The organism is Salegentibacter salinarum (assembly GCF_900168115.1).
GTDB lineage: Bacteria > Bacteroidota > Bacteroidia > Flavobacteriales > Flavobacteriaceae > Salegentibacter > Salegentibacter salinarum.
Genome location: NZ_FUZC01000001.1, coordinates 366,022 through 382,628 on the forward strand (window position 1 = coordinate 366,022; position 16,607 = coordinate 382,628).

Annotated in this window: 10 protein-coding genes; 3 read left to right on the forward strand and 7 right to left on the reverse strand. The window is 38.1% G+C overall.

The genetic code is table 11. The annotated features are described in order from the left end of the window. Positions 1–31: 31 nt before the first annotated feature. The 3 genes from B5X53_RS01605 to B5X53_RS01615 all read right to left on the reverse strand — a co-directional run bounded on the left by B5X53_RS01605 (position 32) and on the right by B5X53_RS01615 (position 6,687). Positions 32–2,437 (reverse strand): outer membrane beta-barrel family protein, encoded by a 2,406-nt coding sequence (locus B5X53_RS01605; RefSeq protein WP_079711481.1) that lies wholly within the window; start codon positions 2,435–2,437, stop codon positions 32–34. A gap of 127 nt (positions 2,438–2,564) precedes the next feature. Next, positions 2,565–5,513, reverse strand: coding sequence for a serine hydrolase domain-containing protein (locus B5X53_RS01610; RefSeq protein ID WP_079711482.1), 2,949 nt, complete (start codon positions 5,511–5,513; stop codon positions 2,565–2,567). 16 nt (positions 5,514–5,529) lie between these two features. Further along, positions 5,530–6,687, reverse strand: a complete 1,158-nt coding sequence (locus tag B5X53_RS01615) for an acyltransferase family protein (protein WP_079711483.1) — start codon at positions 6,685–6,687, stop codon at positions 5,530–5,532. Positions 6,688–6,901: 214 nt separating this feature from the next. Here B5X53_RS01615 and B5X53_RS01620 point away from each other — a divergent pair, with 214 nt between their 5' ends. From B5X53_RS01620 to B5X53_RS01630, 3 genes are read left to right on the forward strand one after another with little or no spacing between them, the layout of a single operon-like run. Beyond that, complete coding sequence (locus B5X53_RS01620) at positions 6,902–8,188, forward strand: ROK family transcriptional regulator (protein WP_232763994.1); 1,287 nt, start codon at positions 6,902–6,904, stop codon at positions 8,186–8,188. 6 nt (positions 8,189–8,194) lie between these two features. Next, positions 8,195–10,117 (forward strand): glucosamine-6-phosphate deaminase, encoded by a 1,923-nt coding sequence (gene nagB, locus B5X53_RS01625; RefSeq protein WP_079711485.1) that lies wholly within the window; start codon positions 8,195–8,197, stop codon positions 10,115–10,117. A gap of 27 nt (positions 10,118–10,144) precedes the next feature. After that, positions 10,145–11,080, forward strand: a complete 936-nt coding sequence (locus B5X53_RS01630) for an N-acetylmuramoyl-L-alanine amidase (RefSeq protein WP_079711486.1) — start codon at positions 10,145–10,147, stop codon at positions 11,078–11,080. Positions 11,081–11,122: 42 nt separating this feature from the next. Here B5X53_RS01630 and B5X53_RS01635 read toward each other — a convergent pair whose 3' ends face one another. The 4 genes from B5X53_RS01635 to B5X53_RS01650 form a co-directional block, all read right to left on the reverse strand. Next, positions 11,123–12,352 (reverse strand): C40 family peptidase, encoded by a 1,230-nt coding sequence (locus tag B5X53_RS01635; RefSeq protein WP_079711487.1) that lies wholly within the window; start codon positions 12,350–12,352, stop codon positions 11,123–11,125. Positions 12,353–12,479: 127 nt separating this feature from the next. Next, positions 12,480–13,496 (reverse strand): dipeptide epimerase, encoded by a 1,017-nt coding sequence (locus tag B5X53_RS01640; RefSeq protein WP_079711488.1) that lies wholly within the window; start codon positions 13,494–13,496, stop codon positions 12,480–12,482. Positions 13,497–13,506: 10 nt separating this feature from the next. Beyond that, positions 13,507–14,964, reverse strand: a complete 1,458-nt coding sequence (locus B5X53_RS01645) for a sodium:solute symporter (RefSeq protein ID WP_079711489.1) — start codon at positions 14,962–14,964, stop codon at positions 13,507–13,509. A 6-nt stretch (positions 14,965–14,970) separates the two neighbouring features. Beyond that, positions 14,971–16,566: a glycoside hydrolase family 10-like protein gene (locus tag B5X53_RS01650; protein WP_079711490.1), complete on the reverse strand. Its 1,596-nt coding sequence runs from the start codon at positions 16,564–16,566 to the stop codon at positions 14,971–14,973. Positions 16,567–16,607: the final 41 nt, after the last annotated feature.

Consider the following 16,607-nt stretch of genomic DNA (forward strand, 5'->3'; position numbering starts at 1 on the left):
AGTTCAGCTTGACGGAACAAAGAATTTCATGCTACAACCTATCTCTTTCGGCGGCGTCTATGCTGCGTTGGTTGTCTTCTAGCCTAAAGTTCCCGAAGTTATATTTAAATCCAACCCGCACATAACGCGTTTCTTCACGAGCAAAAAATGAATTATCCTGATTTAAATATTGCGATGTCAAACGGGTATTGGTGTTATTAAAAATATCGTTGATATTCAGGCTTAATTCCGCGCGGTTGTTCCAAAGGGTTTTTCTAAACCCAAGACTTAAAGTTGAAAAAGGATCAAAATTATAGGATCCCGAAATATAATCTGAAACATAAGTAAAGGTAAGAGCCCCTGAAAAAGTTCCATCTTTAGAAAGCGTAAAGGAATTATATAATTGACCGAAAACAGCATCAATCTCGTTCGTAACCTCAACATTACCGCTTTCTACGGCTAAAAAGTTATTCTCTTCGTGAAACAGTGAAGCGTATAACTGTGCATACCACCAGCTGGTAATCGAACGACCGTGTAAAATGTCAAGTCCGTAGCTTTTACTTTCCAGTAAATTGGCCTGCAACCTTCTAATGGTTAAGTTTTGATTGTCCTGAAAAGCCAAACTTGCCGGTGACCTTCCATTATCACGATAGTAAAAATCCAAAAAATACTGTCCTAAAAGTGTATAATTTAAATTGATATTATTACTAATAGCCGCCCGTAGATTGGGGTTTCCGGCATTAAAATCGTTTTCATTTAAGAAATATCTAAACGGATTTAGACTTTCATACCTGGGTCGTTCAATTCTTCGGCTGTAATCCAGCGTAAAACTGTGATTATCTGACGCTCTGTATTGCAAGTAAGCGGTAGGAAATAATTCAAAATATTCCTGACGGTTTCGCTGATCTGTTGAAAAAGACATTCCTAAAAGATCGGTGTATTCTCCTCTCAAACCACCTTGTACGCTCCATTTTTCCCAATCTCTGGAAGCACTGGCATAAACTGCAGAAACCGTTTCATTATAATGAAATTGATCAGAAAGGTTTTCATAAAGATCTTCAAGGCTTTCTGCATCAAAAAAATCGATCCCACTTTCCGAATCTATATGGGAGAATTTTATTCCACTTTCAAATGCGGTTTCCCCAAGGCTGGTGCTAAGATCTATTTGCGCGGTAAAAATGTCGATATTCTGAATTGCTTCCGTATTAAATGCGATGTTATCAACAAGCTCCCCATTTTCCGAAAAATATTCGGTAGCAACCCTTTGGTCACGTTCCTGATCAAATTTTGTGTAGTGCGCTCCGGCAGATACATTTCCTCCATTACCGAATGTATGGGTGTAAGTAAGGTCCAAAGCTATATTACTATCATCAGTATTTACATCGCTATCGGTTATAAAATTTGAAAATGCAGTATTTCCCATAGCGGAAACATCGGTTTGCACCGAATTATCAAAAGTTTTATCTGGCGAATACATGAAATTAGAGGAAAAACTCAGTTTATTTTTTTCATCAAAATCATAATCCAAGATCACATTGGCGTTGTGTGCCTGCGAGAGGGTAATTCTTTCAAAATCACTTTCCCACCTTTGACCGCCTTCCTGGTTTGGGCTAAAATTAATATAACTATCGTCCCGTTTTATCTCCTTTCGCGGGCTAAAGGTATAATTGGCAAAAACGTTGAGTTTATCGCCTTTCCAGTAATGACTGGTTCCAAACTGGTATTTCGGAACTATACCCTGCGTATAAGCCCCTTCTAAACTTCCCTTATAACCTGGAGAAATGGCCGAGGTGGTATTGATATTTAAAATCGCTCCACCTTCAGCTTCATAACGTGCCGGCGGATTGGTGATCACTTCAACCGACTTAATATTTTCTGCTGAATAACTTTGTAAAAGAGTTTGTAATTCATCTGCTGTAAGCTGCACTTTGCGATCGTTAATATAGACCGTTACGCTCGAATTTCTTACCTGTAACTGTCCCTGGCTCATAATTACTCCGGGTGTTTGGCGTAAAACATCCCAACTGTTTCCGCTGGAAAGCATAGAATTTTCAACATCAAAAGTAATGCGGTCTATGCTTCTGGTAATTTTTGGTTTCCTGGTATTAATGGTAACTTCATCTAAATTTGAAGCGCCTTCTTTTATAGTGATTTCACCTAATTTCTTATCGGATTTGATTGATATCTGCTTAAGAAACTTCTCGTATCCTACGAAACTTACCTTTAGCAAATAATCGTTTGTTGTAATTTCTTCAAGTACAAATGCTCCATTATCTTCTGAAATAGTTCCTTTATAAACCGATGTAGAATCTTCTGCATTTAATAAAACAACATTGGCAAAAGCAATAGGTTCGTTGGTTTCGGTAACCAGTTTACCCTGTAAAGTGTGCTGGGCGATTAAAGAATTTGTAAATAAAAAAAGTAGGGCAACTAGAATTGGGAGGAAAGTTCTGGTCATATATATTGAATGGTTTTTAAGGAAAAATCAAACAAAGATATACTTTCTTAGATAAAATGTAAAAGTTTTAGCGATTCTATTCGCTAATTCAGAATTATTCTCAATGGTATCATGGAGTTTTTAAGTTTTATTCTATCGCATCATACACAACCTGCTGAATGTTTGTCCTGGTATTTAATTGGTAAAGCCTGGTATTACTTCTACTTGGTAACACCCTGTTTGAAAGAAAAAGATAAAGTAAATCTTCTTCAGGATCTACCCACGCGTAAATTCCGGTAAATCCGGTGTGCCCAAAACTGGCTTTACTGGCATCTTTTGCCGTATTGCTGCTTTCACCTTTGTATTCTAAATATGGCTTATCAAAACCTATCCCGCGGTGATTATCGTTTTCAGGAAATTGTGTCGTACTCCATTCATTTAAAGTTTCTTCTTCAATATAACGTTCGCCGGCATATTCTCCCATGTTCAGATACATTTGCATCAGTTTTGCTAAATCGTTCGCGGTAGAAAAAAGCCCTGCATTGGCCGAAACTCCGCCCATCATAATCGCACCTTCATCGTGCACCATTCCGTGAATTGGTTTTTTTCGGAATAAATAATCGTGTTCTGTAGGTACAATTCGGCTTTTTTCAAAGCGCTCTAATGGATTATAACCTAAAGTTGTTGCTCCTAATTTATCGTAAAAATTTTCGTTGATATATTTCCTAAAATCTTCCCCGCTAATTTCTTCAACTATAGAAGGCAATAAATAAAATGTTAGGCCCGAATATTTATATTTTGCTTCCTCTTCTAACTCAGATTTTTTGATGGCTCTAAACATCTTTTTCTGATAATTCCTATGCAGCCAAAGGTTTTCACTGACTTTTACAGGAAATCTTGCCGAAGAATCTTTCTTAAAAGTGTACCATTTAAAGCTTCCGTTTTTACGTAGAGTGTTTTTCCAGTAAGGGATCCAGGGTTTAAACCTCGCCTGGTGGGTTAATATTTGCCTAAACGGAACACCCGCTTTATTGGAGTTTTTGAAATACGGCAAATAATCGTCTATCCCAGCTTCGAGGTCAAATTTTCCCTCGTCCTGCAATTTCATTAAAGCGGGTAAAGCCGAAGAAATTTTTGTTACCGAAGCCAAATCGTACAAATCGGTTTTCTTAACTTTTACCGTATCGCTGTATTCGTGGTATCCGTAGGCCTTATGTAACACGATTTTGCCATCTTTAGCGACTAAAATTTGCCCTCCCGGCGTCGCTTTTTTTTTAATAGCTTCCTGCATTAAAGAATCCACACCGTCATAAAGCTTTTCAGAATTCATTCCCACATCTTCGGGCATGGTGTATTTTAATCTAATTTTTCCTTTTACATCTAAACCATCACCAGATTTGAATTTTTCTCCCACACTCACAGGAAGTCTTCCGTTTGCTCCTACTCCTCCAAAAATAAGTTGCGCAGCAAGGTCTTGTGTAGTTTTAGTATCCTGATAAGTTAAAATCAACCCGGCAGCATTTTCAATCTTATCCAATTTATTTATGGAATAGGGATTTTTGAAATAGCTGAAAACCGTATTTCTTTCTTCAGAAAGTTCTGCTATAAAATCCTGTACCGGCTTCGAGAATTTCATAGTGTTCCGCGGGAAACGGCTATCGTCATGAATTCCCCCAATTACAAGATTATATTCTGAAAGTTTTTCCTTGATTTTTTCTATTTCTGAAGCATTGGCATCAGCTTTTAACTGGAAGTTTTTTACTTCGGTATATAAATTCAGGGTTTTCTGAAATTCGGTTTGCTTTGCAGCTCCAAAAGAAATAGCAGCAATTTTCAATGTATCAAGCTTTCTTAAAGGCAGTATACTTTTTTCATTTTTTATTACCGTTAAGGAAGCTTCTACCAGTTTTCGGTTAAGAAATTTGGCTTCGCCGGTATTTATTTCTTTCAGAATATTTTTAGGACTTTGTTCCTTGTATTTATTTAAGCCAACCCATTGTTTAACCGCCAGGATTTTTCTAACCCGCTCGTCCAGCTGTTTTTGAGAAATTAAGCCCTGTTTGATTGCTTTACTAATCTCATCTATGGCTTTTGGTACATCTTCGGTAAATTCCAGTAAATCGTTTCCGGCCAGAATCGCGTCTTTATCTACAATCCCCGGCTCGTTTCCTTTGGTTACACCTTTCATATTCATTGCATCGGTGACGATTAGACCTTCAAACCCTAAACTGTCTTTTAGAATTCCGGTAATTATAGATTTTGATAAAGTAGAAGGAACCCCGGTAGAATCAAGTGCCGGAATATTTAAATGCGCCACCATTACGCCGCCAATTCCGGCGTCTATTAATTCTTTAAAAGGGTACATTTCCAAGGAATCCAATCTTTCAAAAGGATGATTTATCTGCGGAAGCGCATAATGTGAATCTGTATCTGTATCTCCGTGTCCAGGAAAATGTTTGGCGGTAGTTAGCAAATTGGCATCCTGCATCCCACGCATATAAGCAATACCCTTTGCTGAAACATTTTCTTTATTTTCCCCAAAAGAACGGTAATTGATTACCGGATTATTCGGATTATTATTTACATCTACAACCGGCGCAAAATTAAGATGAAGACCGGTGCGTTTTATTTGCCGTGCAACTTCTTTTCCAAGGCCATAAACCAAACTATCCTCACGAATTGCACCCAACGCCATTTGGTAAGGATAGCTTATGGTATTGTCCAGGCGCATTCCTAACCCCCATTCGGCATCAATAGCACCCAGTAAAGGAACTTCAGAAGCTAACTGGTAATCATTCATCATTTTTAATTGCGATTCAGGGTCTCCCTGGAAAAAAATCAAGCCACCAATTTTTTGGTCGTTGATAAGTTTCAGAATTTCTTCTTTATGTGCATTATCCCTGTTGGAATATGCCGCTACCATAATTAGCTGCGCAATTCGCTCCTTTGGTGTAAGCTCCTGCATAATGGAATCTACCCATTTGCTATTGGTGTATTGGAGAAATTCAGGAGATTTTTTAGCTTTTTCCTGAGCCTGAAGTGACAGCCCGAAAAATGCCATCGCAATTATGAATAAGAGAGAAGTTTTATTCTTCATTTTATAAAAATTGATTTTATACTTTAATATAAATACGTTTTTTGTGCAACCAGTAACCAAGCAGCCACATTAGTAGCATATAAGAAATGGCGAACAGCAACGAGGCGTTATAATTGTTTAGCCAGCTAAGATATAAGTTTTGGTAAAGCCAGGGTTTTAAGGCCTGTCCGTTAACATAAATAATATTCATGAGCATCACTACCAAACCAGACATTACAAAAACAAACAAAGGATTTTTTCCAAAAGCTTCAAAAAAGCTCGTCCATTTCTTAAAGCCGAAAATTTCTATAATCAAAATTAAGACCGAAAGCACGAAAAGCGTCCACCCTGTACTGTAAATTACATACGAACTACTCCAAATAGGCTTATTAATTGGAAACCAAATACCCCAGATTTGCGCTACCACCAATAATACGACTCCAACAATACTCAACTTGATTACCGTTCTTATATTATTTCCCGATTTTTGAATAAAAACACCCGCAACATAACCTGCAATTACATTTACAACTGCCGGGAGCGTACTTAGTAAACCTTCGGGATCAAAAGGAAGGCCGTAGCCTTTATAAAGATTGGCGTCATTAAAAATTAATCGGTCAAATTTCAATGCTGCATTGTTTTCTAAAGAAAGTGGATTAGGCTGATCTCCAAAAAACCACATAATTACCCAATAAGCAAGCAAGATTAAAATTCCAACAATAATAGATTTTTTCAGTTTTAGATAATGCAGAATTAATGATGCAAAAAGATAGCAGAGTGCAATGCGTTGTAAGACACCCATAATTCGCATATTGGCCAGATTTTTAAAAACCAGCTCGCCTTCCTGTCGAAAAACAAACGGAAATGCGCTTAAAAACAACCCAATAAGGAAAATAAGTCCGGTTCGTTTAAATACTTTTCTTAAAAATGCGCTTTCCGAAATACTTTCGTATTTGCGAAGGCTAAAACTCATCGCGTTGCCAATTACGAATAGAAATGAAGGGAAAACCCAATCGGTTGGAGTAAAACCATTCCAGGCTGCATGTTTAAATGGTGCATAAATATGCGACCAGCTTCCCGGCGTATTCACCAGTATCATTAGGGCTACGGTAAGTCCGCGCAAAACATCTAAAGCTAAATAACGCTGATTTTTGCCGATTTTTGCTTGCTTAAATAATTTATTGGCTTCAGTCATTCTCCTTTTCGGTACTCTTAAAGTTGAGGCTTAGATTTGAAAATTCGAGTTTATATTATTCCATAAAAGTATAAATTTCGATTAAATAATCAATCTTTTATAAAAAAATAGAAAAAGTATTTTTAAAAATATTTTTTTTATATACTTTTAAATTCAAAATAAATTCATTTTTTTAAAAGCTTAAAACAAACCATTAATGCTTTTATTTTAAAATATGACAACTCAAACTATGCCAACAGATCTACATGACTTTTTTATAGATGAAAAGAAACTTTCTACTATCAATAATGTAGAGCGGAAGAAATTTCTCCAGAAATTAAAGATCATCAAACATTTATTTTTGAATGGTGAAACCTCTAACGCCGAAGTTTGCCAGCGCTTTAATGTAAGCCTGCCAACTTCCATGTCTCTCCTCAATCAACTTATTGAAGAAGGCATAGTGATAAAAAAAGGACGGGGAAAATCTGAAGGTGGCCGTAAACCCGATCTATACGGACTTGTAGAGAATTCATTTTTTGTAGTGAGTATTCATATAGAACGGTTTAGAATTAAGTTGGCAGTAATTGATAATAACCATACCATTCTTCACGAAAAATCCTGGCCCGCCGAGATTTCTTCAGATTCTAATATCGTAGATCTCTTATTTGGGTGGACCCAAGAATTATTAAAAGAAGCTAAAGTGAAACTGGACCAGGTAATGGGTGTTGGTATAAGCATGCCTGGACTGGTTTCTGCTGAAGCCGGTAAAAACTTCACTTATTATTTAAGCGAACAGGAACCCGAATCTCTTAAAAATAAATTTGAAAAAAAGTTTAAAAAGCCGGTTGCTATTTTAAATGATGCAAAAAGCGCCTGTTTAGCTGAATTTCGCTTTGGCACGGCCAAAAATAAAAGCAATGTTTTAGTAATTTCTATGGACTGGGGTATTGGTCTGGGAATTATTATGGGCGGAAGAATGCACTCCGGTGAGTCTGGTTTCGCGGGAGAATTCGGCCATATTCCAATGACAGAAGACGGCTTACTTTGCCACTGCGGGAAACGTGGCTGTCTGGAAACAGAAGCTTCGGGACTTGCCCTTGTTAGGAAGACCAAAGAGGGTTTAAAAGCAGGACAAACCTCGGTTTTAAACAATTTAAAAAAAGAAGAATTGGAGAAACTGGAGCCGGAAACGATTATAGATGCTGCTAATCGTGGCGACCAGTTTGCAATTAATGTACTTTCTGAAATAGGAATAAACCTTGGAAAAGGAATTGCAATTTTAATCCAGATCTTTAATCCAGAATTAGTGATTTTAGAAGGCAAAATAGCTGAAGCAAAACAATTTATTACCACCCCAATTCAACAATCAATGAACACTTACTGTATGATGCAGCTTAAGGAACGTACCAAAATTGAGCTTTCTACCCTTGGGGCGAATTCCAGCTTGTATGGTGGCACCATAGCAGTAATGGACGATATATTTAAAGACCAGGTTAGCCTGGTAAAATCCCAAATTAGTTAAAAAATTATGGCCAGATTAAATCTTTTAGAAGAAACACGTTTTGAGAAACTACCGGTAAAAGTTTATGAAGATGAACATATTGCCTCAAAAAAAGTAGCCAAACGAATTGCAGATCTTATTAGACGTAAGCAAGACAAGCATGAAAATGCCGTGTTGGGTCTGGCAACAGGTGCCACCCCGGTAGAAGTTTACGACGAACTAATTAGAATGCATAAAGAAGAAGGGCTTAGTTTTAAAAACGTGATAACCTTTAACCTGGATGAATATTACCCCATGCAGCCTGATGCCAAACAGAGCTACGTAAAATTTATGGATGAAAATCTTTTTAATCATATAGATATAAAAAGAGAGAATATTCATATTCCAGATGGGACCCTGGCCAAAGAAGATATTACCGATTATTGCCTCTCTTACGAAAATCAAATTGGGGCTGTGGGCGGTTTAGACCTGCAATTACTGGGAATTGGTAGAACCGGTCACATAGGTTTTAATGAACCGGGTTCTGCCCCAAATTCTGGAACGCGGTTGGTAACCTTAGACGATTTAACCCGAAGGGATGCTTCACGTGATTTTGGTGGTAAAGAAAATGTACCTACCAAAGCCATCACAATGGGAATTGGCACCATTTTTAAAGCCAAAGAAATTATTTTAATGGCCTGGAGCAAGAAAAAAGCTCCCATCATTAAAAAAGCTGTTGAAGGGGAAATGTCTGGAAATGTACCCGCCACATATCTTCAGCTTTCAGATAATGTAGAATTTATTCTAGATGAAGATGCTGCTTCAGAATTAACAAGATTTAATACGCCGTGGTTAGTAAAAGACTGTTCCTGGGATAAGGCATTAATTAAAAAAGCGGTAATCTGGCTTTCTTCCGAAGTAAAAAAACCTATTCTAAAACTTACCGACGAAGATTACAACAATAACGGAATGGCCCAACTTGCCACAGAGCAAGGCCCAGCTTATGATATTAATATTGATGTTTTCAATCAACTTCAGCATAGTATTACCGGATGGCCGGGAGGAAAACCAAATGCCGATGATTCCCAGCGTCCAGAGCGTAAAAGTCCGGCGAAAAAACGCTCTCTCATATTTTCACCTCATCCCGATGATGATGTGATTTCTATGGGCGGTACATTTATAAGATTGGTAGACCAGGGACACGATGTGCACGTTGCGTATCAAACTTCAGGGAATACCGCTGTTTGGGATACTGATGTGTTACGTTATGTGGAATTTGCCATAGATTTTAAGAAGAGTACCGGTGAAGATACCGAAAAGCTGGAAGCTACTTATGAGAAAATGCGCGCCTTTATTGATAAAAAAGAGCCTAATGAAATTGATTTAGATGAAATAAGGGACGTAAAAGCCTTTATTAGAAAATCTGAAGCAATTGCCGGAGCTCGTTATGCCGGATTAAAAGATAAAAACATTCATTTTATGGCCCTGCCATTTTATGAAACCGGGAAAAAAGTAAAAAATCCGGTGACCGATAAAGACGTGGAACTTACCATGGATTTATTGAAAGAGATAAAGCCTCATCAAATATTTGCCGCCGGCGATTTTGCCGATCCTCACGGAACACATATAGTTTGTTTCAGAATCATCCTGGAAGCAATGAAAAGGCTCAGAAAAACCGAAGCCTGGACCAAAGATTGCTGGTTGTGGATGTACCGTGGCGCTTGGCAGGAATTTGAAGTACACGAGATTGAAATGGCCGTGCCACTTTCTCCAAAAGAAGTACAACGCAAACGAAATGCTATTTTCCAACATCAATCTCAAAAAGACAGACCGGTATTTCCGGGAGACGACGAACGTGAGTTTTGGGTAAGAGCAGAAGAAAGAAACCGCGAAACCGCCGAAAGTTACGATAAACTGGGATTAGCGAATTATGAAGCCATGGAAGCATTCGTAAAATGGAAATTCGAATAATTTCAATAACGAAGTTAGATTAGATCAATGAAAAAATTAATTCCTGTTTTTTATCTTATAATGGCCGTTGCTATTATTTCCTGCGGAAATAATCCTTACGCAAAAACCAATCGTTTACATAAGAAACAGGCAAAGGCTTACAGCAAACAATTACAGCAGTTCCCCACCCCGGAAAACCAGAAAGAATCCGCACTCAATTATGGTGACTACTGGGTGGGAACTACTAATTTTAACCTGAGAAAGCCTAATTACGTGGTAATTCACCACACCGCTCAGGATTCAATTGGTCAAACTTTAGCTACGTTTACCTTGCCAAGAACGCAAGTAAGTTCGCATTATGTAATTGCTAAAAACGGGGAAATTTTTCATATGTTAAATGATTATTATCGTGCCTGGCACGGTGGAATTGGGAAATGGGGCAACAATACCGATTTAAATTCATCTTCACTGGGAATTGAAATTGATAATAACGGCGAAGAAGTATTTACCGATCTGCAAATAAATAGTTTAATTGAATTGCTCAAGCAAATTAAAGAAAAATACAGCATCCCCGCTGAAAATTTTATTGGCCATTCTGATATTGCGCCTTCCCGAAAAGTAGATCCAAATGCTAATTTTCCATGGAAACGTTTAGCTGAAGAAGGTTTTGGATTATGGTATGATGAAGCTGACGTGGAAAACCTTAAACTTGAAGCTGAATTTTTTAAACCAAATCCTTTAGCTATAAGACTTAATTCAAGGCTTACTACCAGAATTCCGTTTCTGGATAAACTGGTTTTCCCCGAAGTAATTCCGGCCGATTTTAATACAGAAAATGCATTAAAGATCATAGGTTTTGACACTACAGACTTAGAAGCTGCAAAAAGTGCTTTTAAATTGCACTTTATCCAGGAAAATCTTGACCAGCCTTTTAACCATTATGATTTAAAAGTACTGTATCAATTGCATAAGAAGTATTTGTAATAATAAAGAAACCTCACAGGTTTGGAAACTGTGAGGTTTAACTTACATTTTCACTTTCTCACCTTCAGAATTAGTAAATAAGTCTGAATCTTTTAAATAGATCAAACCTTTATCTTCTTTGTTTAAAATTCGTTTGGTGCGCAGGTAGCGATTGTAATTATATTCATCAAAATCTTCAGCTTCGGTATCAAAATTACTGATGTGAACTTCACCCATTGAGTGAATGAATTTATTATCACCAATCCACATGCCTACGTGAATTACACGTTCTGAGGTAGAATCGGTTGCAGGTTTTCCGAAGAAAAGTAAGTCGCCTTTTTCAAGGTTTTCAAAATTCTTATCGGTATCTACAACATCCCCGGTATGAATTTGCTGCGAAGCATCACGCGGAATTACCATCCCGTTCAGAAAAAATATGGTTTTGGTGTACCCGCTGCAATCAACTCCTTTTGGCGAAGTACCACCCCATAAATAAGGCAATCCCATTAGTTTTTTGGAAGTTGCCACTAAATCCTCTTCGGTTTGATCTAAAGAAGTCAGCCAATCCTCGTATGGTTGCGCGTAAGCTTCCTCTATGAAGGCTTTCTTTCCATTTGGGTATTCTACCTCGTAAAAATTATTTTGTTTGTTTAAGAGCTCTAAAATATTCCCGGCCACGAGATCTGAAACCGTTTGTGAATTGGGATTTGGTTCAAAATAAGAATTGCCGGTGGGTTCGGTAAAAATTAGTTTTTCCTTAGATTTCCAGTCAGAAAATTCTTCTTCGGTCATATTTTTAATTCCGCCGTAATCTACCCAGGCCAGGTAACCTTCGGGAGTTTGAATGTAATACCAACTTCCCTCCTTTTTATAAACTTTAACCGGCATTCCGAGCGTAGCTTGAGTGACGAGTTGCGCCGAATGTTTCGGTGCATCCCTAAGATTGGCTACTGAAATCTTTACCACCCCGTGAGTTTTATTTTCCAAACCTTCAGTATCGGGAAGCATCCTAATGCTATCGGTAAATTTGATATTTTCTGATTGTAATTTTTCCTTTAGAAAAGCTACTGCTTCAGGATCGTTAGATTCTCCTTTTAGAATGTAGGATTCTCCGTCTTTTTCGGCTCGCACATCAAAAAGAGCTACCCGTCCATCCGGGGCGTATTCTTCTTCCACTTGAGCAATTTGATTTTCAAGTGGGTTTTCTTCTTCTTTTTCTACTTTTTCTTCACAGGAAGCGAATAGGAAAAGCGTTAAGAATAAAATTAAATAAGGTTTTTTAAGTATGTTCATTGGTGATTATTTTTTCTATTTGAAAAACTTTGATCTCCGAATAAATTTCGGAGCAGGCTCTTAAACAAGTTCAGGATGACGTATCCATAAAAAGTAGATTCGAAATTAGTGAATTTTTGACTGAAATTTATTTCTCATACAATTCCACTCCTGTGCCGTTTCTTTTAGGAAAATGCACCTTTTCGTCGTAAACTTTTACTCCGTCGGCGATATCGTTTTTAATTAAAAGTCCGCCGTCCATATCTACATAATCCAGTAGTGGCAATAATTGTGCAATTGCTGAAATTCCCACCGTAGATTCTGTCATACAACCCACCATTACTTTTAAGCCGAGCGATTTTCCTTTTAAAATCATTCGCTTTCCCGGGGTGAGGCCGCCGCATTTGGTGAGTTTGATGTTTATTCCGTGAAAATATCCGGAGCATTTTTCAACATCGCTTTCTTCAATACAACTTTCATCGGCAATAAGTGGCAAAACCGATTCTTTGTATAGTTTTTTCATTCCATCCCAATCATCAGCCTTTAAAGGTTGCTCTAGGAATTCAACATTCAATTCTTTCAAAGCTTTGGCATTTTCAATAGCCTGATCTGCGGTCCAGGCGGCATTAGCATCTACCCTAAAAATGGCATAGGTATGTTTTCGCAGTTCTTTTACAATCGCGACATCATCTTCGGTTCCCAGTTTGATTTTGTATAATGGCCATGGGAATTCCTCAATTTTCTGCACCATTTTTTCAACGGAATCTATTCCAATAGTATAATTTGTAAGTGGAATATTTTCCAAATTTAATCCCCATAATTGGTAAAGCGGCATTTCATTTCGCTTTCCGTGGAGATCGTGCAGGGCGATGTCCAGGGCACATTGGGCAAATGGATTATGCTTTAATCTTGGCCAGGTAAGCTCCCAGATCTCCTCAGGCGTTTTATCGATATTTTCAGCAAGCAGCGGCTCTAAAGATTGAATATCCTCCTGCATTCTTTCAATACTGACCCCATAATAAGAAGTAGCAGTAGCTTCGCCATACCCGGTAAAACCGCCATCGGTTACCGCTACAATTAATGTAGGTTGAAAGTCGCGAGACCCGTGGCTAATTGTAAATGTATTCTTTAACTCAAGATTATATGGATAAAACTTTAGCTGCATAAATTTTGAATTATTCGGATAGGCGTTTTTCAGCTTTCGATCTATAAATAGCTAAAAGTCCTACCATGGTAATAGCGGCATTTACCAACAAGATCTCGAAACCAAATTGATAACCTCTAAACCAGGTTTCAGAATTAAAATCTAAAATTACAGAAATTACCGGGGATAATATACATACCAACGGCACCCATTTGTCGCGTACCGGATTTTTGCTTAACAATCCATAAGCGAATAAACCCAGTAAAGGACCATAAGTAAAACCGGCAACTTTAAACACTGCGCTTACTACACTGCTATCGTTTACCGCATTAAATGCAATAATTACCAGAAACATTAAAATGGTAAAACCAATATGAACTAAAAGTCTTGTTTTTTTTTGATTTTTTTCTTTTTTCTGAATATCAAGAATATCTACACAAAATGAAGTAGTAAGCGCCGTTAAGGCCGAATCTGCACTGGAAAAAGCAGCGGCGATGATTCCTAATAGGAATACGACTCCGGCTAAAATTCCGAAGTGATTTAGCGCAAGTAGAGGATAAAGATCGTCGGTTCTTTGCGGGATTGCAATTCCCTGATCCATTGCGAATTTATAAAGTAAAACCCCAAGGGCTAAAAAGAGTACCGTTGAAAAGAAAAAAACAATGGAAAACCAAAAAATATTCTTTTGAGCTTCTCCCTTGTTCTTGCAAGTCAGGTTTTTTTGCATCACATTCTGATCAAGCCCATTCATCGCAATCGTAATAAAGATTCCGGCAAGGAAACTTTTGAAAAACGCAGTGTTAGATCGCCAATTCCAATCAAAAATAGTAGACATTTCACTATTTGCAACTATGCTGAAAACATCGGTAAACTTGAGTTCCATCTGGTCTACGATCATAAAAATACTAATGACAACCGCCAATAGTAAGAAAGTGGTTTGCAGGGTATCTGTCCATACAATTGTTTTAATTCCACCGCGAAAGGTGTAAATCCAAATCAGTGCAATAGTAATCAATACAGTAACCCAAAATGGAATTCCGAAGGCATCGAAAAATGCAATTTGCAAGACCAGCGCAGCCAAAAACAACCTAAAAGATGCCCCTATAGTTTGAGATATAAGAAAAAATGTGGCTCCGGTGTAATAAGAATTTTGCCCGAACCTGTCTTTTAAATATTCATAAATGGAAATCAATTTGAGTTTATAAAATAATGGAATTAACACAAGCGCAATTACCGTGTATCCCACCATATTCCCCATAACAAATTGCAAATAAGTCCAATTGGAATTTCCAACCTCCCCGGGAACTGAAATGAAAGTCACACCGGATAGCGTGGCACCAACCATTCCATAAGCTACTAAAAACCAGGGTGATTGCCGGTTGGCTGTGAAAAAGGTATTATTATCAGCTTGTTTCGAGGTATAATGGCTAATTACTAACAGTAGCGCAAAATAACCGGCGATAACACCAAAAACGAGGATAGGGCTCATAACTTGTTAGTTGATCTCAATTTCTATAAATTCACTTTGGTTACCGGTACGATCTACTGCAGTAACCCCAATCTTTTGAAGTTTTCGCTTCTTCTCTCCTACTTCCTTTTGTAAATCCTGACTTCTTTTATCAGCATTTAGAATTTTATAATCCCAGTTTCCTGTTTCATATTTAAAATAAACCACCCATTGTTTTATATCGGAATCGTTTTCCACACCCCAGGTAATTTCAATTTTATCGCGGTTTTCGTTTGCAGTAACACTAGGAATTGCTGGAGGCGTATTATCCAACCACGGGCTTGGAGGAACCAGCATTTTCTTTTTATACGGACCTTCTTTTATAGCTTCTGCAAGTTTATTATATTTTAAAAGCGGGGCAATACTCCAGTGTACGGCGCCTTTATTTTCCGGAAGCATGCCGCGGGTAATCATTATCTGATTGATCACTTCGGTTATATGCATCTCATCTCCCTCTCCACCAACATTCATTCCCGGCCATAAATGGCGATTTTTGGTATTTTCACTTTTCCACCAACCTAATAATTCGGGGAAACTCTGACCAAGCTGACTAATTTTCCAATACAATTGCGGCGTATAATAATCTATCCAGCCTTCATTTAACCACAACTTTGCATCGGCATATAATTTATCATATTGATCGTAACCCTGAATCGATTCAGGGTAACCCGGGCGCCAGATTCCAAATGGGCTTAACCCGAATTTTACATGGGGTTTTTCAGCTTTTATTTCTTCATAAATCCTTTTGATAAAAACATTCACACTTTCACGTCGCCAATCTCCACGAGATAGCTTGCCACCAGCTGTCTGGTAGGCCCTCCAGCTGAGATCATCCGGAAAATCTTTACCATTGTTATAAGAATCGTAAGGATAAAAATAATCATCAAAGTGAACGCCATCTATATCGTATCGTTTCACGATATCCATCACTACTTCTGAAGAACGATCCTGGGTTCCCTTTTGAGCTGGATCCATCCACCACATTCCGTTTTCCAGTTCTACTACAAGATCCGGATTGGTTTTAATTACAGATTTTTCACTGATTTCCTTTCCAGCGGTATGATGCGCACGATATGGATTTAACCAAACGTGTAATTCAAGGCCACGCTCGTGAGCTGCATTTACCCAGAATTTAAGCGGATCGTAATAAGGTTCAGGTGCTTCGCCCTGTTCGCCGGTCAGGTAATAAGACCAAGGTTCTATTTCACTGTCATAAAGAGCATCAGCCTGCGGACGTACCTGGAAAACTACCGCGTTAAAATTGTGTTCTTCTAAAAAATCTAAAAGTTCCAGGGCTTCTTTTTGCTGCTCTGAAGTAGAAAGTCCCGGTTTGCTGGGCCAGTTAATATTAGCAACGGTAGCCACCCAGGCAGCACGGAATTCTTCAATATTTTTAGGAGTTTTTGGATCCCATTTCACCTCATCTTTTGGAGTTTCAGGAGCCTCTATTTCTTCCGGAATTTCTTCAACCACCTCTTCAGGTTCCGGTGTCACCGGCGGTTGGGGTTGAGGTGCATCTTTGGCTGTTTTACAGGAAAAGAAAAACATAAAAAGCACAAGTAGGGAAAGAATTGTTTTTTTCATCGTGTAGATTTTGAATAAGTAACGGAAGATGCAACCTTATA